This window comes from Paenibacillus timonensis (genome assembly GCF_022427145.1).
Lineage (GTDB): Bacteria > Bacillota > Bacilli > Paenibacillales > Paenibacillaceae > Fontibacillus > Fontibacillus timonensis.
This window is the reverse complement of the sequence record NZ_JAKSXN010000016.1, coordinates 47160-70822: the sequence shown is the minus strand read 5'-3', so window position 1 is coordinate 70822 and position 23663 is coordinate 47160. Positions and strand designations below refer to the sequence as shown.

Below are 23663 nucleotides of genomic sequence, written 5' to 3'. Positions count from 1 at the left end.
ATGGATATGAATCCGAGATCCTTCATCGCGGAATCGTATCGTTCGCTTCGGACAAACATCGAGTTTTCTTCGTTCGATGATGAACTGAAGACAATCGCCGTGACTTCTGCAAAACCGGGAGAAGGAAAAACGACAACAGCGGTGAACATGGCGCTTGCTTTCGCCCAAGCTGGAAAAAGTGTGGTGCTGATTGACGCGGATCTACGCAAACCATCCATTCATCACATTTTTAACAAGCATAATAAAGGCGGTCTTTCCAATATCATTGCAAAAAAACATCTGATTCATGAAATGATTCAGGAAACACACATTGAGCATTTATCGATCATCCCGTCGGGGCCGTTGCCGGCTAACCCTTCGGAAATGCTTTCCTCTGATGCTTTTTCGGAGATGCTCAATGAGCTCAAGATGAATTATTCCGTTATTATTGTCGATTCTGCACCTGCCCTAACGGTTACAGATGCACAGGTTGTCGCGGCCCAATGTGATGGCGCAATTCTCGTTGTGAACTCAGGAAAAGCCAAGCACGATTCCGTGATCAAGGTGAAAGAACAATTAGATTACGTCAAAGCTAGACTACTAGGCGTAGTGCTTAACAATGTCAAACGCCACCGAAGAAATAAACGAGAGCAAGCCTATTATTAAAAGCGAGCGGGAGAGTCTTAATCTCGATCATGGATGCTCCATATCTAATATATAGGTAGTAGCTATTAGATATACGGTATCTATAGGTAATGTCTACTACACCTTTATCAAATGTAGGCACTCGGCCATGCTGTGGGTTCAAGAAACCTTAGACGTTGATCGTCGATGGTATGGAGTGAGGACGGGTTTGATGCCCAGCTATTTCATTCGTTTTTTTAGTTTACTTTAGGGAGGATCATGTAATTTGGAGGTTGGAGAAATTTTCAAGACGTATCCAAAAGAGTTGAGACTACTTCTCTCTCTCATAGGAATGGATATGGATCCGGAGCTTCCAACACGCCTATCCAGAGAATACCCCGAAATGGATTGGGATTACTTTCTAGAATTATGCATGCATCACCGTGTATATCCTCTAGTCTATCGAAATATTAGAACTTATGAGCTTACAATTGTTCCTGAGAAAGTCGTCATGTCGTTAAAACAAGAATCAAATCGCAATGTGATCAAGATGCTTCGCCTCACTCAAGAACTGGAACTTGTAACAAGGTTATTATGTGACAACAACATCCGATCATTGATTCTGAAAGGCCCGGTCCTTGGAAAAGAGCTTTATGGCGATATTTCTTTAAGAACATCAAAGGATTTGGATATTCTAGTGCCTTTAGAGGACTTGAAGAATACAGATGAAGCGTTACGGACGCTGGGGTACGTCAATGAGGACGCCGTTGACATGAAGAAGAGACATCACACGTCCTACTATCATCCGAGGAAAAAACTGGAAGTCGAAATTCATTGGAGACTAGAGCCGGAAAGAGGGAAGGAACCCTCCTTCGATGAATTGTGGTCCCGGAAGGACACTTGCTCCTTTTCCAATTTTTCAGTTGATTTTTTGGGCAGAGAGGACTTGTTTTTTAGTTTAGTATCGCACGGGTTTCGACATGGTTGGTTTCGCCTGCGTTGGCTATTGGACATCCATTTCCTTGTCCAGAAACCCATCGATTGGCGTGCAGTTGAAGAGATGTTGGACACCTATAAGTTTCGATTGGAGTTTTCGCAAACCCTTCTACTATTGGGTGAACTGTTTCATACCCCTATGAAGTCGTTTTCGGTCAAATTGGTTCCTAATCGAAAGGCTATTCGCTTTGCTGTACTTGCAGCTCATTTGATCAGCGGTCATGGGCGTACACGATATCATTTTTCACGTAAAAAATTCAGGTATAAAATAGATCTGCTGATCCAGTTAGTATCTCCACGAAAAGAGGATATAGACCTGCTGCGCCTGCCCAAAGCTCTGCATTTCCTTTACTTTGTCATTTGTCCTATCTTTAGGGTGTTGAGACGAATCTCTAGAATAATTCCACGTAAGGTCAGACAAGGATATAGGCCCTAGCCTGGCTGATAAAAATGATAATGTAAAATGAAAAGCCAAGATTTGCCGAGTTCCTTCATGGGAAATTGGCAAATCTTTGTTTTTTATCAATCATCGAAAAATTCAATGGAGACTTGATTGGAGGAGCGAATGAACATGAAGAGGGTACGTAAAGCGATCATTCCAGCAGCGGGACTCGGCACCAGATTTCTTCCGGCGACAAAGGCGATGCCGAAAGAGATGCTCCCGATCATTAACAAACCGACCATCCAGTACATTGTGGAGGAAGCGATCGATTCGGGCATCGAAGACATCATCATCGTGACAGGAAAAGGAAAACGTGCAATTGAGGACCATTTCGATCACGCCTACGAACTTGAAACCAACCTGGAGGAGAAAGGGAAATTGAAGCTGCTTGAGGAAGTGCTTCGTTCCTCTAGCGTAGACATTCACTTTATTCGACAGAAGGAACCCAAGGGATTGGGGCACGCCGTGTGGTGCGCAAGACGCTTTATCGACAATGAGCCATTCGCTGTGCTGTTAGGAGACGATATCGTACATAGCGAAGTTCCTTGCTTAAAGCAGCTGATCGATCAGTATGAACAAACGGGTACATCCGTCATTGGAGTTCAGCCGGTTCCGGATCAGGAAACAACCCGGTACGGAATTATCGATCCTTTAGGCAAAAACGGGCGGTTATATAAAGTCGGCAATTTCGTAGAGAAACCGCCGTTTGGAACCGCTCCGTCGAATTTGGCGATTATGGGGCGGTATGTGCTGGCTCCGGAGATCTTTGACATTCTATCGACGCAAGAGAGGGGTTCAGGGGGAGAAATCCAGCTAACCGACGCGATTCAGAAATTGAACGCCACTCAGGGCGTCAATGCGTATCATTTCGATGGCATCCGATACGATGTCGGAGAGAAGCTGGGATTTATCCTGACTACTTTAGACTTTGCCTTAAGAGATAATGAGCTCCGCGGTGATTTATTAAAAGCCATGGAAAGTCTCATCTATAAAGATCTTGTCCATAGAGAAATCGGATAAGGAGTGTAACCTTGGATGCAAAATGCAACGAATGAAGCACAAGTTATTGAAACAGGGTCCTATGTCTCAGTTTCCTCTAAAACTCGGAGCATATATTTAGCTGCTAAGCGAACGATGGATTTTCTCGGAGCATCATTCGGCATCCTCCTTTTACTACCTGTGCTGATTCTGATTGCATTACTTATTAAGTTAGAGGATCCGAAAGGGCCCATCCTATTTAAGCAGCAACGGGTAGGCAAGAACGGAAGGCCATTCAACATGTATAAGTTTCGCTCGATGGTTTCGAATGCGGAAGAGCTGCTGGAACAGCTGCTGAATCAAAACGAAGTTAGCGGCCATATGTTCAAGATCAAAGAGGACCCGCGTGTCACGAAAATAGGTAAGCTGATCCGAAAAACGAGCTTGGATGAATTGCCGCAGATGATCAATGTGTTGAAAGGCGAGATGAGCCTAGTTGGCCCGAGGCCGCCGCTGCCTAGGGAAGTGAAAGAGTATAATGCGTACCACATGAAGAGGCTGGAGGTAACTCCGGGGTGTACGGGATTGTGGCAAGTGAGCGGCCGAAACAGTGTCGGATTTGAGGAAATGGTGGATCTGGATTTGAAGTATATCTCGGAACGTAGTTTTTTTTATGATGTAAAGCTGATTTTTAAGACGTTTATTATTTTGATTCGCCCTAATGACGCTTTCTAAGCGGAGGTATATTGTGGAAAAAACATCGAAAATCTTTGTGGCGGGCCATCGCGGCCTGGCCGGCTCGGCTATTGTGCGCCGACTACAGTCTGAGGGTTATGAAAATATCGTGGTTCGAACCTCGGCTGAACTGGATTTGCGGGACTCCAATCAAGTGTTGTCCTTCTTCCAGGAGGAACGGTTTGAGTACGTGTTTCTCGCTGCGGCTAAAGTAGGGGGAATCGTCGCCAATAACGAGTACCCGGCGATTTTTATTCGCGATAACCTGCTGATCGCAAACAGTGTTATCGATTCGGCTTACCGGGCCGGTGTCGAGAAGCTGCTTTTCTTGGGGAGTACCTGCATTTATCCGAAATATTCCCCGCAACCCATGAAAGAGGAGTACTTACTATCCGGCAAGCTGGAGTCTACCAACGAACCGTATGCAATCGCGAAGATCGCCGGCATCAAGATGTGCCAAGCCTACAATCGCCAATATGGGACGAAATTTATTTCCGTCATGCCGACCAATTTGTACGGTCCCAACGATAATTATGATCTTCACAGTTCGCATGTGTTGCCGGCGCTCATCCGAAAGTTTCATGAAGCGAAGCATAGTGGTGCCGAATTTGTGGAAATTTGGGGAACTGGCAATCCAAGACGCGAGTTTCTTCATGTTGATGATTTAGCGGACGCTTGCGTCTATCTCATGAATCAATATGAAGAGGATGAAATCATCAATATTGGAGTTGGGGAGGATATCTCCATTCGCGAGCTTGCGGAGAAAATCAAAGAAGTCGTCGGCTATAGCGGACGGATCGTATTTGATACGAGCAAGCCGGACGGGACTCCGCGCAAGCTCGTCGATGTAACCAGGCTGAACCAGTGGGGCTGGAAAGCATCCATTCCGTTGGAAGATGGTCTAGCAGCAACCTATCAATGGTTTGTAAATAACGAACATCAACTTCGTAAAGTTGTAGCGATCTAGGAGGAGATTCGGAATGAAGAAGGCATTAATTACAGGTGTTACAGGTCAGGATGGTTCTTACCTGGCGGAGCTTCTCCTGAAGAAAGGCTATAAGGTATACGGCGTTCGGCGTAGAACCAGTACGCCGAACTATGAGAACGTTGAGCATATCAAGGATGAAATTGAATGGCTCTCGGGTGATCTGTCCGATCTTTCTTCGCTGATCGAAGCCGTCAGGATATCTGACCCGGACGAAGTCTATAACCTTGCTGCCCAGTCTTTCGTGGAAACGTCCTGGCCGCAGCCCATATTTACAGGGATGACTACGGGGTTGGGCGTAACGAATATGCTTGAAGCGGTGCGTATAGCCAAGCCGGATGCCAAATTTTATCAGGCATCCAGCAGCGAGATGTTCGGAAAAGTGGTGGAGACCCCTCAAAAGGAAACGACGCCCTTTTATCCTCGCAGTCCATATGGAGTAGCTAAAGCTTACGGGCATTGGATTACGGTGAACTATCGCGAGAGCTTTGACATGTTCGCATGTTCCGGAATCTTGTTTAACCACGAATCCCCTCGCCGCGGTATGGAGTTCGTTACACGTAAGGTGACCAACGCCGTTGCCCGGATTAAGCTCGGACTGCAGAGCGATCTCCGCATGGGTAATCTTGATGCTAAAAGGGATTGGGGTTTTGCAGGGGATTATGTGAAGGCCATGTGGTTAATGCTGCAGCAGGATCAACCCGACGATTATGTGATCTCCACGGGTGAAACGCATACCGTTCGTGAGTTGCTGCAGGTGGCCTTCTCCTACGTCGGGTTAAACTATGAAGACTATGTCGTCATCGATCCTAAATATTTCCGCCCGGCTGAGGTGGATTTGTTGCTTGGTGATTGTTCTAAAGCGAAGGAGAAGTTGGGGTGGGAATTAGAAGTAAGCTTCGAAGAGTTGATTAAAATGATGGTGGACAGCGATTTTATCAAAAATTCGAATCAAAACCTCTCATTGGTTAATTAGTGAGTATGGAAAAGAAAAAGCTATTAATTTATGCCCATTATTATGTTCCAGATGTCGCGTCCACAGGTCAGATTTTAAGAGAAATGGCTGAAGGCATGCTTCACGCATTTGATATCACGATCATTTGCGTGGTTCCTTCTTATACAGGAACCATTTCTGACGAGTATAAGAAGAACAAGTACTACTTGGAAGAAATCAACGGTGTAAAGGTGCTCAGGATACGAGTTCCGGAATTCACCAAGAGCAACAAAGTGAGCAGGATCAGAAATATATTGAGTTATTTTTTTGGTGCTATGATGGCTACCTGGAAGGTTGGAAAGATGGATTACGTGTATTCCATTTCTCAACCGCCGATCCTAGGTGGGTTGATCGGTGTTTGGGGGAAATGGTTGAAGCGAGCCAAATTCATCTATAATGTCCATGACTTCAACCCCGAGCAGACCATGGCTGTAGGGTACAGCAACAATAAACTCATTCTAAATGTAATGATGTGGATAGACAAGTTTAGCTGCAAGCGTGCAGACAAGGTCATTGTGGTTGGTCGTGATCTCATCGAAACTTTAAAGAGCAGATTTAACGGAACAAAGGTACCAAATCATGCGTTCATTAACAACTGGATCGATGAAAAGGAAATCTATCCTTTGCGGTCGGATCATCCTAAAGTCATAGCTTTCAAAGAGAAATACGGATTGGCAAATAAATTCATCATTATGTATTCAGGTAACCTGGGCCTTTATTACGATCTGGAAAATTTGATGCATGTGATTCAGAAGTTTAAGGATAGAGAGGATGTAGCCTTCGTATTTGTGGGAGAAGGAACCATTCGGGATAAACTGGTCCTTTATAAAGACAAGTTTCATCTCCGAAACGTAACTTTTATCCCGTATCAAGATAAATCGGAGCTGATTTACAGCCTCAATGCCGGCGATGTCCACTGGTGCATTAATGCGAAAGGAATTAAAGGCGTGTCTGTCCCAAGTAAACTGTACGGCATTCTTGCTGCAGGAAAACCGCTTCTTGGCGTACTTGAGGAGGGTTCGGAAGCAAGGTTAATCATTGAGGAAACCAAGTCCGGCTATGTGACGGAACCGGGGAATTACGACGAAGTCGAAGCGATCCTAGAACGATTTCTTCGTGAGAAGGATACCCCGATACTTGCTGAAATGAGCCAGCGTGGAAGGGACTATTTAGTCCATCATCTTACAAAGGATGTCTCGATCAAGAAGTTTATTGATGAAATCTTAGATAGTGACAATGAGTACGTCTTCGTCCCTGGGAGGGCTCGATGAAAACGATATTTATATTCATATATGGATATATACCCGGTACAGGATATGGAGGACCTGTTAGCAGCATCTCTAACTTCGTGGAATATTTTGGTGACGAATACGATATCCGCATCGTTACCAGCAATCATGATCATGGAAAACGAGAAGTCTATGCGAATATCAGAGATGGATGGAATCGAATTGGCAAAGCGTCCGTATTGTATCTTGATGAAAGAGAGTACACAAGGAAAAATTTCTACTCCCTTTTGAAGGAGTATGACGTTTCGATGGTCTATCTAACCGGCGTATTCAGTATCCGTTTGAATAAACCGGCGATTGATTCAGCAAGGAAACTTAACATCCCCGTAGTAGTGGCGACAAGAGGGGAAATTTGCATTAATATTCTTGCCATGAAGAAATTGAAGAAGGTTACTTATTTAAAGATCATGAAAACGTTGAGGTATTTTAATGGATTGAAGTTTCAAATTACAAGTGATGAAGAATATGTGCAACTCCAAAAATACCTATCCATACCTAATGAGGAAATCATCATGTTACCTAATTTGCATGGAAAAAAATACAGTGTATCGCCATTAGCCAAAGAGGTAAATGAGTTGAAGCTCTTGTTTATTTCTCGGATTCATCCTAAAAAGAATTTGCTGGATGCCTTAAAAGCGGTAGTCAAACTAAACGCTAGGGTTGTATTTGATATCTATGGCCCTGTAGAAGACGAAGCTTATTGGAATCAATGTCAAGAAATCATCAAACAAGCTGGGGAGCATATTCAAGTTCGTTACTGTGGACTATTAAACATGATGGATGCAAGAAAGATCTACTATAACTACCATGGCTTCTTATTCCCTACCTTATCGGAGAATTATGGTCATGTCATCGTAGAAGCAATGATTGCGAATTGCATTCCAATGATAAGCAAAGAAACGACACCTTGGGATGATCTGCATGGGAACGGCGGTTATGTGTTTGAACTCCATAACATTGAACAAATGATCGATCAACTAGAGAGCTTTGCCGCAATGAGTCAGGAAGAATACGATGTGATGTTGAATCAATTGGAAAACTACACACAAGAAAAGTTGAAAATTAACGACCTCTTACTAAGGTATAAGCAAATGATTCATGGCGAATCGAACTCATTGGCAATACCGAATTAAGGAGAATAACGATGAGAATGTTGTTTGTGATTTCTTCGTTAGGCATCGGCGGCGAGCAAAAGGCAGCTAGTATTTTAACAGATGCATTTATAAAACAAGGGCATGACATCGACATCCTGGTGTTGAATAAAAAAGAAGAAAAACACTTTACCTTTAACTCCAAAATTGATATCAACTATGCTGAATGTGATAAATACAGAAATAAAAACATCAGAAAATTCTCGGTAATCTTCAGAAAAATAAGAACGGGAAATTACGATGCGATTATCGGTTTCGCCGTCATTCCATCCATCCTATGTTCATTGTGTGCACCATTTACGAGAGTTCCTGTTTTTGTTTGCGAAAGGAACGACCCTGCCGTTTACCCGGCCAGGTTTAAAATGCTCCGGTACGTTGCTTATCGCTATGCAACCGGAGCCGTATTTCAGACGAGTGAAGCGGAAAAGCACTTTGATTTCCTTCCTCGGCTAAAAAAAGTCGTCATACCCAATCCATTAGACATCACCCATCTTCCTCAGGTTCATGATGAAACAAGAAATCCAAGAATTGTTAACACGGCTCGTTTAGTGAATGCAAAGAATCAAGAAATCATTATTGAAGCATTTTCGAGAGTGTGTAAAAAACACCCTGAATTTACGGTTGCCATTTATGGGGACGGACCTAACAAGCAGCGATTAGAGAACTTGATTGCACAAAAACATCTTGAAGATCGCATTACCATTTATGAGGCCGTACCCAATATTTTAGACATTATACGGAAAGACGCTATTTTTGTGCTTTCTTCAAATAACGAGGGATTTCCGAATTCATTAGCTGAAGCATTGGCTTTGGGGATTCCCTCCATATCGACGAACTGTCGAATAGGGGGCCCAAAAGATATGATCCAGGACAGCGTGAATGGTTTTTTGGTTCCGGTTGGAGATGTCGATCGTCTGGAATCCGCGTTAGACCGGTTAATGAGTGATGATGAATTGCGTAGGCAGTTCAGCAAGAAGGGAGTTGAAATTCGAGAAAAGTTATCATCTGAAATCATTGCTAGTAGATGGCTCCAGTTTATAGAAGCTACAGTGTAACCATTATACTGTAAAGGGAAAAGGATGATTATGAAGAAAAAGTTGAGGTTTGGAGCATGGGGATTAAATACACTACTAGTTGCTTCTCTATTTTTTAGTATGGCGATTATCGTGAATGATCATGTTGTAGATCCCAAAACGGCTATGCAAGTGTACGGCCTTGCTGCCGTACTATTTATTGTCAAAATATCGACAACCAAGAAAATCGTTGTTTTTGGGCCTACGTACATTATATTGCTCTACACCATTATATCCTGTTTCGGTTATGACATTTTGGTCATGTTGAATCCCTCGGAGTATGAAACAATAGCCTCTCTAAGGCACTCGTACATGGATTATTTTAATTTAGCAAACGCCTACTACCATATAGGTGTTTTTTCATTTGTGTTTGGCATCATGATGTCGAAGAGAAAGGCAAATATAACCCCAGAGAAAAAGACGCTCCGATTTTCGACTTTTTCTCCAGCGGAAAGAAAATTATTCATGAATCTTTCATTAGGCATTATTTACTTCTACATTTTATGGCTTGTGTTCGAGGTAGTTACCGGTCGGTTGCCGTTAACCAACTATATTGAGGTGAAGGACTTCTTCCGGCAACAGTCGGCATTGATGTATATCTTGAGGGCGACCTGGGTAGCGATGCCCACTTATTTGTTCTTCGCGGAAAAGAAGGATCTTCCCCGGTTTTTGATTCCGGTAAGCGTGATGTTCATCATCCTGATGTTTACCGGGAACAGAAATGAAATTCTTTATCCTTTAGCGATTGCAATAGGTGTGTATGTGTGGCGCATGAAAGTATTTTCGGGTAAAGGCGTACCTAAATCCTTGATCATCGGCACCTTGATTCTTGTTCTGGTGATCAACCCGATGGTTTCAAATACAAGGAAAGATGGATTTGAAACGTTGTTATCGGGATCGTTTGGACTAAGAGATGCGTTGTTGGAAATGGGGCAGCAACTTAATCCTTTTTCGATCATTTTATCAGCCATTGATACGGGGATTTATTCTTTCCAATATGGCATGACGATGATTGTACCGTCTTTATCGATTTCAACTTTGAACTTCATTGTTGAATCCGACCTGTACAAAACAACCTTCTACAATCCAAGTAATGTCTTGAACTATCTAGGACATTATGGCAGAGGATTCTCTTATATTGCCGAGATCTATATTAATTTTGGAGTCCTCGGGATTGTGATTGCTTTTTTCCTACTCGGAAAACTGAGCAGTTATATAGAATCGGTTTGCAGTAATAGCAGAAGACTGTTGTTTTTCTTCCAACTCGGTTCGTTATTTATGCTTTGGTCACGTAATGTCTTAGCGTTTAACTTTGTCATTGTTATTTTTGCGGTGCTTCTCCAGATCACGGTTGAAGTAATGACCGCGAGAAGGAGACGAATTACGAAAAGCAAACGCACGCTGCCGGCCCAACTATCGTGAAATGAAAATCTAAAGAGGTGTTCATATGAAAGTAATTATACACGGAGCAACCAATGGTTCTAATTATGGAGATGTTTTATTCGCAGACTTGTTTTATAGGGGGGCGTGCGAAGCTTTACCATCCAAGGATGTTCTATTTATGGAAATGCCGCACTATGGGATCGGCCAGTTTTATCGCGATGAGCTGAAATATACGAGCAGAATGTCTTTAAAGGATTTTTTTCAAGCGGATTTGCTGGTTTATATGTCAGGGGGATATTTTGGAGAAACTACTCCGCATTTCAAAGATCATCTTAAACGCTTTTTTCGCTATTTTTGGATTGGCTTGTTTTATTTGCTTAGGAAGAAGAAGGTTGTTATCTGTGGGGTAGGCGGCGGGCCTATTTCAAACCGAATGCTGCTGAAGGTCATTAAATTTATTATGAATAGGGCGATGTACATAACGGTTCGAGATCATGAGACCCAAGAGTATTTTCTAAATAATGGAGTGAAAAACCATATCCAGGTCACCTGCGATACGGCGCAAGTGATCGACCGGACCATGGTTGAACATATTGACCTTAAAGAAGAAGAAACGATTAATCAACTGTTTGCGGATCAAAAATTAATTTTTCTACATGTCGGGATTACGCCAAAGGATGATGTGAAATTCCAAAATATCGTCGAGGGCTTAAATCGCTTTTTGAGGAAGCACCCCGAATACGGCGTTATTTTTGGGAACGATGGAAAGTCAAATTTTGATATTAATCAATTTAAGTCCATTAAATCACTACAATGTGAAAAAAAGTATTTCTATAAATATTCAAGTGCATGGCAATTAACTGCACTGCTAAATAAAGTGGATTTTGTCATTACCCCTAAACTACACGTAGGGATTATTAGTTCTTCATTAGGCAAATCCGTCGTATCTTTCCCGGTACACAAACAAAAAACGCTTAGATATTATCGGCAAATCGGAGAAGAGGGTCGGTGTAAGTTGTTTTCGGAAGTGAATCCGGAAATCGTCGAACAGATGATCGAAACGTACCATGATAAACCCATTACCATTGATGATTCCATTCGGAGGACGGCGAAAATGAATATTGAAGTCATGAAAAGTGCCATACAGACCGCAAGAATGGAATCCAGTAATAAATATGAGAAAGCTTATTCTAAATGAAAAAATCATCCTCCACCCTCAATTTCTTATATAGCATGATTTATCAGGTACTCATCATGATCTTGCCGTTAGCTACAGCTCCGTATTTGGCACGTGTGATTGGAGCGGAGGGGGCGGGGATTTATTCCTATACTTTCTCAATCGCCCAATACTTTTTGTATTTCGCGATGCTCGGCGTCAATAATTACGGGAATCGATCGATCTCTGCCGTTCGGGATAAAGGCCAAGATGAGCTCAATAAAACCTTTTCAAGCATTTTTGTTTTTCAAGTCATGACTTCAGCACTATCCATCACCGCATACGTCATTTACTTGTGCTTAGGCGTTAAGGAAAACTTCTTAATTGCTGCTTTTCAAATGATCTTTGTCGCTTCGGCCCTTTTGGACATCAATTGGTTCTTTTTTGGACTAGAGGAATTCAAAAAAACGGTAACAAGAAAGATATTAATCAAACTAATAACGGTTGTCTGTGTATTCATTTTTGTCAAATCAGTGGGTGATTTATGGAAATATACCCTGATTATGACGTTGAGCTACTTTGTGGGACAGATTTACTTATGGATGTTTGTCAGGAAGTTTGTTTCATTTGTTAAAACCGATTATCGTACTGTATTTCAACATTTCAAACCCAATTTGCTGTTATTTGTACCACTAATAGCAACAAGCATATATCGAATCATGAGTAAGATCATGATCGGGAACTTCAGCACGATGGCTGAAGTCGGATATTATGAGTACTCCGAAAAACTGATTAATATTTGTTTGGCAGCGATCGTTGCACTCGGCACGGTCATGTTGCCAAAGATGTCCAACTTAGTGGCAAACAACAAAAACGAAGAGCTCGAAAAATATTTAGAGAAGTCCATGCAAGTAGCGATGTTTATGGGATGCGCCATAGCGTTTGGATTAGCGTCCATATCCAATGATTTTATTCCTATTTTTTATGGCAAAGGCTTTGAGGACAGTATCGTGATTACAAAGATACTTACGATCACGGTGTTGTTTATCTCATGGGCCAATGTGATTCGCATGCAATATCTGATCCCTAATAAAATGGAACACGTCTATGTGAAAGCGGTCTGTTTTGGTGCTGTATTGAATTTTGCCATCAACCTCATCACGATTCCTATGTTGGGAGCCATAGGAGCTGCGATCGGAACCATTTCTGCAGAGCTTTTTGTTTCTATTTATCAAACCTACTGCGTTCGAAAGAAACTTCACCTCTATAAATTTTTCAGGCAGGGGGTTATATACCTTTTCAGTGGACTGGTCATGTTTAGTGTAGTAACCGTGATCTCCTCCTACACGCAGCCATCTATTTTCATGCTTTTGGGTGAAATTTTCATTGGGGCATCCATCTACATGTCCATCTGTACTCTTTATTTTGTGAAAACGAGAAACGAGTTGTTTATACGCGTTATTCGTATTTTTTCGATCAAACAAAGAGTCAAAAGGAAGGTAAAGGTTTCGAATGAATAACCCGGGAAGGCTGATAGAGATCGATTTCACAAATGGGGATGATTGATTTGAATAGTAATTTTTTTAAAATCGTTCTAAGGTTGTTAAACATTAAATATGGTACCGGGTTATTGCTAAAGGGAATTCCGGTTATCTACAACCACGCTGGAGCAACTATGAGGTTAGGAAATGATGTCGTGGTCAAGTCCTCCTTTTTATCCAACTTAGTTGGACTGTACTCGAGAACGATCATCGTTACTAGAACGAAAGAAGCTTCCATCATTATAGGAAATAACGTTGGCATTTCCGGAGCGACCCTATACGCCAGGAAATCCATCACCATTGGTGATAATACCCACATTGGCGGCAATGCGAAAATCCTGGACAATGATTTTCATCCCATCGAAATTGAGGCAAGAAACGCGGACCTCAAGGAAAGAATCAGAACCAGGCCGATCGTTATAGGTGATAACTGCTTTATTGGTTGTAATAGTATCATTTTGAAAGGGACCGTGCTTGGAGAAGGTTGTGTTGTAGGGGCAGGAGCCGTCGTCAGCGGAAAATATCCGGCAAATAGCGTAATTGCAGGTAATCCTGCAAAAGTGATCAAACGTCTAGAGCAGTAATAATCAAACAAAATAAGGAAGGTGAACCCATGTTCAAAATCGCCGTTGCAGGAACCGGATACGTTGGCTTGGTTGCCGGTGTATGTTTTGCGGAAGTAGGGCATCAAGTAACTTGCGTAGATATTGACGAAGCTAAAGTTCAGCTGTTGAAATCTGGTGTTTCTCCAATCTATGAAGCGGGATTAGAGGAATTAATGCAGAAGAATTTTGAAGCCGGGCGGATCCGTTATACGACCGATTACCAATCGGCATACCGGGATGCAGATGCCATCTTCATAGGGGTGGGAACGCCAGAGCAGCCTGATGGTTCAGCCAATCTTTCGTATATCGCAACCGTGGCAAGGCAAATTGCTGAATCCGTTGAACAAGATTGTCTGGTAGTCGTGAAATCAACCGTTCCAGTTGGAACCAATGATAAGGTTGAACAATTTATTCACGATTTCTTAATCAACGACGTCAAAGTAGAAGTGGCGTCCAATCCTGAATTTTTGGCACAAGGCTCTGCAGTACACGATACCTTGCATGCCGAGAGAATCATCATAGGTACAGAAAGTCAATGGGCTGAAGAGCTGCTTACGCAGATCTATCAGCCTTTTCATTTGCCTATTGTTTCCGTGAATAGAAGGTCAGCTGAAATGATTAAGTATGCATCTAACGATTTCCTTGCGTTAAAAATATCCTACATGAATGATATTGCCAATCTTTGCGAACTGGTGGGTGCGGACATTCAGGATGTTGCCAGTGGAATGAGCTATGACGCTCGGATTGGTAGCAAGTTTCTCAATGCGGGTATTGGTTACGGCGGTTCATGCTTTCCTAAGGACACGAAAGCTCTAGAGTATATTGCACGGCAACAAGGTTATGCACTCCGGACGGTGAAGGCAGCGATTGAGGTAAACAACGAGCAAAAGAAGATATTGTTCAAGAAAGCCAGCAATAGGCTGATTACCTTTAACGGCCTTAAGGTAGCGGTCCTCGGATTAACCTTTAAGCCGGGTACCGATGATTTGCGGGAAGCGGCCTCTCTTGAGAATATTCCTCTACTACTCGAACAAGGCGCAGATATTTATGCTTATGATCCTGTGGGGGCAAAGAACTTTGCTAAATCTTATCCCGAAGGTAATCATCCTAAAGGTAGTATGACGTATGTCCGTAACATCGAGCAGGCCTTGGATGGGGCGAATGTCTGCTTCATCTTCACAGAATGGGAAGAGATCAAGGCCATTTCACCGAAGTCTTTTAAGAGCTTAATGAGAACTCCTTTAGTGTTTGATGGAAGAAATATTTATGAAGTTGATCAAATGCAACAAGCTGGGATCGAGTATCACTCCATTGGAAGAAGACCGGCGAGAAGACAAGAGGGAGTGGAGGTGACGAACGATGCCTTACAACACGCTTGATCAAAGTAAAACTTACTTAATTACTGGGGCAGCGGGCTTCATTGGATATTATTTATCCAAGAAGTTATTGGAACAAGGTTATCTGGTTGTCGGTATTGATAATTTAAATAACTATTACGACGTTAACCTTAAGTATACTCGGTTAGAGTTACTAAGAAAATTCAAGGAGTTCACCTTTATCTATGGTGATATTTCGGATAAGGCTGCAGTATCTTACGCGTTTGAAGTATATAAGCCTGATATTGTAGTCAATTTAGCGGCTCAAGCCGGGGTAAGGTATTCCATAGAGAACCCTGATGCCTATATGCAAAGCAATGTCATCGGTTTTTATAACATTCTAGAGGCATGCAGGCATCATCCGGTGAAGCACCTCCTTTATGCATCTTCCAGTTCGGTGTACGGTGCGAATACAAAAGTGCCGTTTGAAGAAACCGATCCGGTGGATCATCCTGTTTCTCTTTATGCTGCAACTAAAAAATCGAATGAACTAATGGCTCATACGTATAGCCATCTGTATAAGATTCCGGTAACCGGACTCCGCTTCTTTACCGTCTATGGGCCGTTGGGACGTCCCGACATGGCCTATTTTGGATTCACCCAGCACTATTTTTCAGGCAAGCCCATCAAAATCTTCAACAACGGCGACTTTGATCACGACCTATACCGCGATTTCACTTATATTGACGATATTGTGGAGGGGATTGAACGTCTACTTAGCCATCCGGCATCTAGGAAGGAGGGAGATATACTTCATCAGATATTTAATATTGGAAATAATCGACCGGAAAAGTTAATGAGCTTTATTCAAACCTTGGAGCAATGCCTTAGCCATTCATTAGGCAGAGAAGTCGTCTTCCAAAAATCCTATGAACCGATAAAGCCGGGTGACGTCCCTGCAACCTATGCGTCCACCGATTTATTGGAAAAGGTGATTGAGTTTAAACCGAATACTTCAATTCAAGAAGGCCTGCAAAAGTTCACGGATTGGTATTGCGAGTACTATAAGGAAGAGATCGTCAGGAAGCTGGGTGTAGGTATATAGAGTGCAAATGGTAGGGAGATGTGTCGAATCCCGGAGAATGGCCTATTACATCTCGGATTATGGCTTTGGGCATGCAACAAGAAGCATCGCTATCATTCGTGAACTGATAACCAAAACGTGGGTATCTGAAGTGATCGTTTGCACTTCATTTTCCATGCAACTCATGATGCAATCGCTGGCGACAGAATCGGATAAGAAGCTTCAATTTCGCACAGTAAGAAACGATATCGGGTACGTGATGCGGGGAAGATCAGTGGAAGTTGATATTGATGGGCTGAATCTTGAATATGACCGGTTTCTAGACAGCTTCCCTGAGGCATTACGTGAAGAACAACGGTTTCTGCAAGAGAAGAAGGTGGACATGGTCATTTCTGACATTCCGCCCATTCCACTGTTAGCCGCACGATCGCTTAGCATCCCGACGATAGGGATATCCAATTTTACTTGGTACACGGCATATCAAGGGTTAATACCCGAAGCTAAATTAAAAATCTTAGAAAAATGCTACCAATCCATTGATTACTTCGCATCGTTAGCAGGAGCGAACGAGCCATTATGGAGTCCGTACAGTGGGAGATATGATTTTTTTTGCAGGCGTACCGACAAGTTAGAAGTGCAGCGGTTGCGAAGCCTGATGGATCCTAATGGAGACAAGTGTATTGTATATTTTGGAATGGGGATGAAAATGGATCTAGCTGCTTTATCCTCTATAAAGCTCTGGGATCACGAAAACTGCGCGTTTATCGTTTCGAGCAATATTCAGGTATTGCGACCTCACGTATATCAAATTCCGGGCCATTACACGGAAACCCAAAATATGATCGCAGCGTCCGACCTCGTCATTTCAAAAGCAGGATGGGGAATCATAAGTGAGGCCATGGTAAACAACAAACCTATGGTTCTATTAGATCGAAGACAGCTGAATGAAGATCGTCATACGTTAGCTTTTTTGGAGAAACAAGGTCGTTGTATGATGTTGCCTTGGGAGGATATCTGTAACCTATCCCTAGATGATGATGTACTCCATGATTTATCCTTACAAACCGTCAATAAATCGGGGTCCGACAATGAGGAAGCTATTCATCGTTTGATCGATACTATAGAAAAATTCAACCCAGTGGGTGAAGGGGGGCGGTGAGATGATACTCGCTGTTATAGGAACTGGCTACGCCGGCCTGGTATACGGTGTTTGTTTGTCAGACCTAGGTAACGCTGTCTATTGCGTGGACAAAGACAAATCCAATATTGAGATGCTACTTCATGGCGAGATTCCCTTCGATGAACCGGGATTAGAAGAGCTGATCAAAAAGAATAGATTCGAAGGAAGACTCGCCTTCACCTCCGACATCTCCGTGCCTGTACAGGACGCGGAGATTTTGTTTATAACAGCTGGTACGTCGCAGGCGTTAAGCGGAGAAGAGAATCTTCTATATATTGAGCAAGCGGCTCGAGAAATCGCTCTGGCGATGAACGGTTATAAAATCATCGTTGTGAGAGGTGTGGTTCCAGTTGGCACCAACGAACGGATTAAGCAAATCATAAGTGGTCTCACGGAAAATCCATTCGATATCGTGATGATGCCGGAGTTTCTAGAGGATATAAGAACAGATAGCCAAGAAGCTGCTGCAATCATCATGAAACTACACTCACCTGTCACGAACAGTATCATTGCAACGGATCTTTGGAGCAAGAAGATGATCCATGAGCCACAATCCACTAGACCCTAACATCAAGGTTTATGATCCTTGTCTAGCTCTCAACGCAATAAACTAGAACTTCAATAAGGAGTGGTTCAATGAAACTCGTACTATTATCCGGAGGTTCCGGTAAACGGTTGTGGCCGCTGTCGAACGACTCGCGCTCGAAGCAGTTCCTGAAGGTGTTGACATCACCGGACAACGAGCCTGAGTCGATGGTACAGCGGGTTTGGCGGCAGTTAGAGGCAGCGGGTCTGCAGAACTTCGCGCATATTGCGACAGGGAAGGGCCAGTTAGATGTGCTGCAAAGCCAAATCGGTTACGAGGTACCGGTTATTGTGGAACCGGAACGGCGGGATACGTATCCAGCCATTGCACTCGCGGCAACGTACCTGTATTCGATAAAAGACGTGGAATTGAATGAGGTTATAGCGATCCTCCCCGTAGACCCTTACGTGGAGGATCATTTTTTTGAAACGATAAAACGATTGGAGTCCATTGTTCATTTATCTGGAGCTGACGTAGCGCTCATGGGGGTGAAACCGACCTATCCCTCCGAGAAGTACGGTTATATTGTTCCGGAACATGATCAAGCAAGCCTTTCATCTATGGAATATGTTACCGTTGGCCACTTTACCGAAAAACCCGCTGAAGATAAAGCGAAGGAGCTCATCGATCAACAAGCGCTTTGGAATTGCGGTGTTTTTGCTTTTAAACTCGGTTATATCATCGATCATTTACACAGCCAGGGGCTACCGATTCATTATGAGGAATTGCTGAAGCAATACCACCGGTTGCCGAAGATCAGCTTCGATTATGCGATTGTCGAGAAGGCCGCCAACATTGCTGCTGTGTCCTACGACGGATACTGGAAAGATCTTGGCACCTGGAATACGCTGACGGAGGAGATGGCAAGTAAGCAAATCGGCAAAGGTATCATTACGATGGATTGCATCAATACGCATTTGGTCAACGAGTTGGATTTGCCGGTAACCATTCTGGGAGTATCTAACGCCGTTGTTGCCGTAAGTCCAGACGGAATATTGGTTTCACAGAAGGAGTCAAGTCCACGAATCAAAGACGCCTTGAAACAAATGGACGACCAGCGGCCTATGTATGAGGAACGCCGCTGGGGTTGGTATAAGGTGCTGGACTATAGCAAATTGCCTCAAGGCGGGGAGGTGTTGACGAAGCGAATCCATATCCACGCTGACAAAAATGTAAGCTACCAATTGCATTTCAAACGCAGTGAGGTGTGGACCATCATTTCTGGGGCAGGGGATTTTTTGTTGAACGACAAGATGACTCGCGTGAAAACCGGGGATGTGCTGCGTATTCCGGTTGGATCGAAGCACAGTATCAGAGCGCTGGAAGATTTGGAGTTTATCGAAGTACAGCAGGGTACGGAGTTAGTGGAAGATGATATTCTCCGATTCGCCACCTCATGGGAGGAAATTTTACAAAGTTATGTTGGGAGATGAGTTTATTTTTGCGGAAAAAGTACAATACGAAATGGTCGATTGTCTATAAGGGGAAGGACTATATAAGTATTTATGGGAAAAAGAAAGCATATGATATGTATGTCACGTTAAGTGCAAGTTTGGACGGATTGGAAATCGTGCCCGCGTCGAAGCGAGAAAAAACGCCGGTTCTCAGTGATAAGGAAAAAAATGAATATAATCGACAATGGAGGGCGAAATACAAAGATAGGGTGAAGGAGTACAACAGGAAATATTACTTGAAACGTAAGAAAAAAAAGGAGCCTCCATGTTGAAGGAGCCTAGAAATGGAATGCACTTATAAATGAAAGTTTTCAAATATTATGAAATGTTCAACAAAGAAAGATTTTTTTCTACAGAATTTCACATTCTTTCATTACAATTTTCGTGTGACATTGCTCATTGCACTCAGTATAATGTCGTTAAGAAATGGATGCGATTATTTTCGTTCCTTATTTGGGCACCTTGGAACGTTAATAGCTAGTGGTGCAACCGGCCTTTCTACACGTATATATAAATATTCCGGTGTCGAGAGGATGTTGTGTTAATGCGTTATGATGGGAAGATCGCAATTGAATTGAAAGATGTTCTGGATTATCTTGGAATCCAATATGACAAGTGGAAAGAAGTAGAGTACTCCTATGAAACGCACATCCTAGATCCGGCCGAACACCAGAAAAACAGCCCACATACTGTATTGCCTCCAGGAAAGAATACATAAACAAACCATTCACTGTTCATGATTATAATAAAATGTATCTTCTAAAAGGCAGCAAGACCTTGGATCCCAAGGACTTGCTGCCTTTTTTTGTTAATGGCTTAAGCCAGTTGAGCTCGCGAAGCGTGCGAAACAGAAAACCACCCGCTATGCGGGTGATGTAGTTGGTCAAGACCCCATTTTGTGGACATAGTAAAAACACCTAGGCTGCAAGCTGTCGCCGGTATTGTACTGGCGGCAGCTTATTTAGCTTTCGTTGCGGTCGGTTATGGTTATAGAAATGAATGTATTCTTCAATTCGCCTTTGTGCCTCGCTCATAGTTCGGATATCATAGGGATAGAGCCCTTCCGTTTTGAGATGCGAGAAGTAGCTCTCCATCGAGGCGTTGTCCAAACAATTGCCTCTCCGCGACATGCTGATTTGGGCGCCAACCTGTTGCAGCATGTCATGGTAAGCGTAGGACGTGTACTGGAAGCCTTGATCGCTGTGAACGATCAATCCAGTCACGTCTTTCGTCTTTTCAAAGGCTTTAGCAAACGTCTCCAGGACGAGCTAGTTGTCGTTGCGTAAGCTCATGTGGTAGGCAACGATCTCATTGTTGAATAGATCCTTAATCACGGAGAGGTACATCCATGTATCCAAGACTCGAAACTGGGTAATATCCGTCACCCATTTTTGGTTAGGCGCTTGGGCGTTGAAATCGCGCTTTAAGATGTTCTCCGCAACGCGGCCTTGAAGGGATGAGGCATAGTTGCAACGATGCTTACGCCGAATCATAGAGTATAATCCCAAGGCTTTCATAAGTCGCAATACTTTCTTGTGATTCCACCATACGTGATGGTCTTGGAGTAAGAAGAGTTGAATTTGCCTGTACCCGTATTTGCCCTCATACCGGTCATATACGATCTTCACTAGCTCTTTGGAGGCCTGATCCCGATCCATGTCCATTCGGTTCAGGTAGGCATAATATCCGCTACGAGAAACGTTGAATAACTCGCAGAGATAGCGAAAATTGGAGCCATCCGCTAACTCACGAATGAGTACATACCTTTCCTCTGCACCTCCCGCATCCAGATTTCTAAACACTTTTTTAGCATTCGGTTCTCCCGTTCTAATTGTTGTACATACCGATCTTGATCTATGTAGTTCTTCCGTCTTCCCCTTTGATCTAAGAGGGCAAACTGCCCTTTCTCCCTATATTGCGGAATCCACACCTTCATCCGATCCTTATCTTGTATCCCCAAATGTTCATTGATCTGCCGATACGTCCACTTATCCTCAATGTGAAGGCAGATCGCTTCCATTTTCAGTTCCTAGGGGTTTTTCCAATGTCCATTCTAAGGGGTGCACTTCAATCTAGGGTTGGGGTGTTTTTTGTAAAGGGAGAGGAACTTATGACAGAAAGAATAAGCGTATCCACCGGCTCTCCATGGGAGCCCGTAGTGGGATATTGTAGAGCAATCAGAATTGGTAATGTCATAGAAGTCGCCGGGACGACTGCAATGAAAGACAACTTAATCATAGGTAAAGGTGATGCATATCTACAAACGAAACAAGCTTTAATGACAATCGAGGAAGCTTTAATAAAGCTTGAAGCAGGGATGGAAAACGTGGTGAGGACTCGAATGTTTGTAACGGATATTTCGAAGTGGGAGGAGATCGGAAAAGCCCATGGAGAGTATTTCAAGGATATTCGGCCGGTTGCCACAATGGTTGAGGTTAAAGCCTTAATTGATCCCGACTTACTAGTTGAAATTGAAGTGCAAGCCATCGTTCAGATATGAATGACCCAGCCTTAGACAGTAGCAATCTATCAGACACGATCTATATGAGCATTTTGAAAAAAGAATATGAAGACGAAATAAGCAATAAAGCTAACCCTAGAGGCTCAGATCAATGTGACCTATGCCCCTGGGGTTCCTTCTATTTCGGCTTTTAATTGTTCAAACCACGCTAAGTTCACCAAGTGATGGGATCGGGAATTTTCGTTCATGCGGCGGTAGTAGTCGATTGTGCCGGGAACCTCCTGCGCGTTGGACAGGTATTCATCAAGGAGAGCAATTCGGGATTTCGTCTGATCGATTTGCGATTGGATTAGTTCCAGCAACTTGCTCTGGTCATATTCATCTGCAAAAAGCAGCGCTCCATAAAATTGCAGGTTCACATACTCCGATTGGGTGCCGTATTTGACCATTAATTTCTCGAATTCAATCCTTCCGGATTCGGTTATTTTGAAGTTCCGGGTTTCGCGTCCGTGGGTTGAAGATCCCTGTTGGATCTGTTCAATCCAACCCTTCTCTTCCAACTGCTGCAGATTGTAATAAAACGAGCCTTTCGTGAAGTTGACAATGTACTTGTAATGGCGTTGTTCCATGAAGGCCAATAGCTCGTAGCCGTGGGCGCCGGGGTTTTGGATCAGTAAGCCAAGAATGAGTAAGGGGATCAAGGCGACATCACCTTCGCCATCTGCGCCTCGAATTCCGAGTACGTGATTTTGCCCAAAGCCAAATCCATGCTATGAAGATAAATCTGTTCCGTTTTTGAGTAGTCGCGCTTCACGTTCAGCGACTGCTCCTCCTCCGGGAGGGGCCCCAGGACATGACACTTGTTAGAGAAAGCCTCGAAATAACGGTAGCCGAATTTGCGCTGCGAAACCGCGTTGATATGAATGCCATCCGCATTCGCGGTCAGATCTGCCGCCGTGACAAAATAACAATTCGGGTGTTCATTGGCGTAGCGCTGCAATTGTTCATTGACCTGACGATATTCTGTCGCGTGCTGTCCAAAACCGGTTTTCCCCAGGAAATCACCTAGTCCACCAAGGATCAGCGGCACTTCATCCTTTAGATTCAATTCGTGTCTCAGGGTCTCGATGATCAAAGCGATTTTCTTGTAATACGTTTCATGCAGCGAACCATAACTGTCGCTTTCCCCCTGGTGCCATAGGATTCCACAGATTTGACTGGACCGCAGGGCGAAGCGGGCTTCGGACAAAGCATGTTGAAACAGGATGCCTTCCGGATGCCAGTCATTTAAAGAGCTGCCGCCTTCCGCACAAGGAATCAACCCAATTTCCTCCTCGGGATGGGCTATCGACCAGGCATCGGCAAAAGACGCCGCCAAGCTTACGCCCGAAACGGGACGGTCATAATTGATCGGCTCTGTCATCATCTGCCACTGTCCGTTACGCAGCATTTTTATTTTTTCATTATAGATCGGATCGACTTCATGCAAAAATCCACGGCCCGCCATATTCGACTGACCTAACATTAAAAATGATTTCATCATCAGCTAACTCCTTCACATCACTACTATAGTCTAATTAGACTATGTTTAGCTTAGTACATGCTTAGGCAATAGTCAAATTGCTAAAAATGATTTAAGAAGTTGGACGAT

General features: G+C 43.4%; 22 protein-coding genes, 2 pseudogenes and 1 riboswitch. Of the genes and pseudogenes, 19 read left to right on the top strand and 5 right to left on the bottom strand.

The window, feature by feature from the left end; translation table 11 throughout:
• From MJ257_RS08435 to MJ257_RS08350, 18 genes are all read left to right on the top strand, one after another.
• Complete coding sequence (locus MJ257_RS08435) at positions 1–645, top strand: CpsD/CapB family tyrosine-protein kinase (protein WP_240268830.1); 645 nt, start codon at positions 1–3, stop codon at positions 643–645.
• A gap of 310 nt (positions 646–955) precedes the next feature.
• Complete coding sequence (locus tag MJ257_RS08430; protein WP_240268829.1) at positions 956–2035, top strand: nucleotidyltransferase domain-containing protein; 1080 nt, start codon at positions 956–958, stop codon at positions 2033–2035.
• Positions 2036–2170: 135 nt separating this feature from the next.
• On the top strand, positions 2171–3061 hold the full coding sequence (gene galU, locus MJ257_RS08425; RefSeq protein WP_240268828.1) for a UTP--glucose-1-phosphate uridylyltransferase GalU: 891 nt from the start codon (positions 2171–2173) through the stop codon (positions 3059–3061).
• 15 nt (positions 3062–3076) lie between these two features.
• Positions 3077–3754: a sugar transferase gene (locus MJ257_RS08420; protein ID WP_240268827.1), complete on the top strand. Its 678-nt coding sequence runs from the start codon at positions 3077–3079 to the stop codon at positions 3752–3754.
• A gap of 13 nt (positions 3755–3767) precedes the next feature.
• Complete coding sequence (gene fcl, locus MJ257_RS08415; protein WP_240268826.1) at positions 3768–4721, top strand: GDP-L-fucose synthase; 954 nt, start codon at positions 3768–3770, stop codon at positions 4719–4721.
• Between the two features lie 13 nt (positions 4722–4734).
• On the top strand, positions 4735–5715 hold the full coding sequence (gene gmd, locus MJ257_RS08410) for a GDP-mannose 4,6-dehydratase (protein ID WP_240268825.1): 981 nt from the start codon (positions 4735–4737) through the stop codon (positions 5713–5715).
• 5 nt (positions 5716–5720) lie between these two features.
• A complete protein-coding gene (locus MJ257_RS08405) occupies positions 5721–7004 on the top strand; it encodes a glycosyltransferase family 4 protein (protein ID WP_240268824.1) in 1284 nt (427 codons plus the stop codon).
• Positions 7001–8155 (top strand): glycosyltransferase, encoded by a 1155-nt coding sequence (locus tag MJ257_RS08400; RefSeq protein WP_240268823.1) that lies wholly within the window; start codon positions 7001–7003, stop codon positions 8153–8155. Before MJ257_RS08405 ends, MJ257_RS08400 begins: the two co-directional genes overlap by 4 nt.
• Before the next feature lie 11 nt (positions 8156–8166).
• Complete coding sequence (locus MJ257_RS08395; RefSeq protein ID WP_240268822.1) at positions 8167–9228, top strand: glycosyltransferase; 1062 nt, start codon at positions 8167–8169, stop codon at positions 9226–9228.
• A 30-nt stretch (positions 9229–9258) separates the two neighbouring features.
• Entirely contained in the window at positions 9259–10668 is a 1410-nt protein-coding gene (wzy, locus tag MJ257_RS08390; protein WP_240268821.1) for an O-antigen polysaccharide polymerase Wzy, read from the top strand.
• A gap of 25 nt (positions 10669–10693) precedes the next feature.
• Positions 10694–11827 carry a polysaccharide pyruvyl transferase family protein gene (locus tag MJ257_RS08385; protein ID WP_240268820.1) on the top strand — a complete coding sequence of 378 codons (1134 nt, stop codon included), beginning with the start codon at positions 10694–10696 and terminating at the stop codon, positions 11825–11827.
• On the top strand, positions 11824–13305 hold the full coding sequence (locus MJ257_RS08380; RefSeq protein ID WP_270406687.1) for a flippase: 1482 nt from the start codon (positions 11824–11826) through the stop codon (positions 13303–13305). Before MJ257_RS08385 ends, MJ257_RS08380 begins: the two co-directional genes overlap by 4 nt.
• A 32-nt stretch (positions 13306–13337) precedes the next feature.
• Positions 13338–13910 carry an acyltransferase gene (locus MJ257_RS08375; RefSeq protein WP_240268818.1) on the top strand — a complete coding sequence of 191 codons (573 nt, stop codon included), beginning with the start codon at positions 13338–13340 and terminating at the stop codon, positions 13908–13910.
• Positions 13911–13939: 29 nt separating this feature from the next.
• Complete coding sequence (locus tag MJ257_RS08370) at positions 13940–15310, top strand: UDP-glucose dehydrogenase family protein (RefSeq protein ID WP_240268817.1); 1371 nt, start codon at positions 13940–13942, stop codon at positions 15308–15310.
• Positions 15291–16352, top strand: coding sequence for an NAD-dependent epimerase/dehydratase family protein (locus tag MJ257_RS08365; protein ID WP_240268816.1), 1062 nt, complete (start codon positions 15291–15293; stop codon positions 16350–16352). Before MJ257_RS08370 ends, MJ257_RS08365 begins: the two co-directional genes overlap by 20 nt.
• A gap of 37 nt (positions 16353–16389) precedes the next feature.
• Positions 16390–17490, top strand: a complete 1101-nt coding sequence (locus MJ257_RS08360) for a glycosyltransferase (RefSeq protein WP_240268815.1) — start codon at positions 16390–16392, stop codon at positions 17488–17490.
• A gap of 1 nt (position 17491) precedes the next feature.
• Positions 17492–18079, top strand: a complete 588-nt coding sequence (locus tag MJ257_RS08355) for a hypothetical protein (RefSeq protein WP_240268814.1) — start codon at positions 17492–17494, stop codon at positions 18077–18079.
• 68 nt (positions 18080–18147) lie between these two features.
• Complete coding sequence (locus MJ257_RS08350) at positions 18148–19530, top strand: sugar phosphate nucleotidyltransferase (RefSeq protein WP_240268813.1); 1383 nt, start codon at positions 18148–18150, stop codon at positions 19528–19530.
• 440 nt (positions 19531–19970) lie between these two features.
• Positions 19971–20054, top strand: a riboswitch (cyclic di-GMP riboswitch).
• 414 nt (positions 20055–20468) lie between these two features.
• On the opposite strand, the pseudogene MJ257_RS24975 reads toward MJ257_RS08350, so the two are convergent.
• The 3 genes and pseudogenes from MJ257_RS24975 to MJ257_RS08335 form a co-directional block, all read right to left on the bottom strand.
• Positions 20469–21044 (bottom strand): annotated as a pseudogene (locus MJ257_RS24975) (IS3 family transposase).
• Positions 21039–21209 (bottom strand): annotated as a pseudogene (locus MJ257_RS24970) (IS3 family transposase); the annotation flags it as partial. The pseudogenes MJ257_RS24975 and MJ257_RS24970, both read right to left, overlap by 6 nt.
• An 83-nt stretch (positions 21210–21292) precedes the next feature.
• Positions 21293–21571, bottom strand: a complete 279-nt coding sequence (locus MJ257_RS08335) for a helix-turn-helix domain-containing protein (RefSeq protein ID WP_240268810.1) — start codon at positions 21569–21571, stop codon at positions 21293–21295.
• A gap of 90 nt (positions 21572–21661) precedes the next feature.
• Here MJ257_RS08335 and MJ257_RS08330 point away from each other — a divergent pair, with 90 nt between their 5' ends.
• On the top strand, positions 21662–22051 hold the full coding sequence (locus MJ257_RS08330) for a RidA family protein (protein ID WP_240268852.1): 390 nt from the start codon (positions 21662–21664) through the stop codon (positions 22049–22051).
• A 119-nt stretch (positions 22052–22170) separates the two neighbouring features.
• Here the strand turns inward: MJ257_RS08330 and MJ257_RS08325 are convergent, their stop codons facing one another.
• Together MJ257_RS08325 and MJ257_RS08320 are read right to left on the bottom strand one after the other, a co-directional pair.
• On the bottom strand, positions 22171–22713 hold the full coding sequence (locus MJ257_RS08325; RefSeq protein WP_240268809.1) for a PadR family transcriptional regulator: 543 nt from the start codon (positions 22711–22713) through the stop codon (positions 22171–22173).
• Positions 22710–23555, bottom strand: a complete 846-nt coding sequence (locus MJ257_RS08320; protein WP_240268808.1) for a sialate O-acetylesterase — start codon at positions 23553–23555, stop codon at positions 22710–22712. The genes MJ257_RS08325 and MJ257_RS08320 overlap by 4 nt, the downstream gene beginning before the upstream one ends.
• Between the last annotated feature and the right edge of the window lie 108 nt (positions 23556–23663).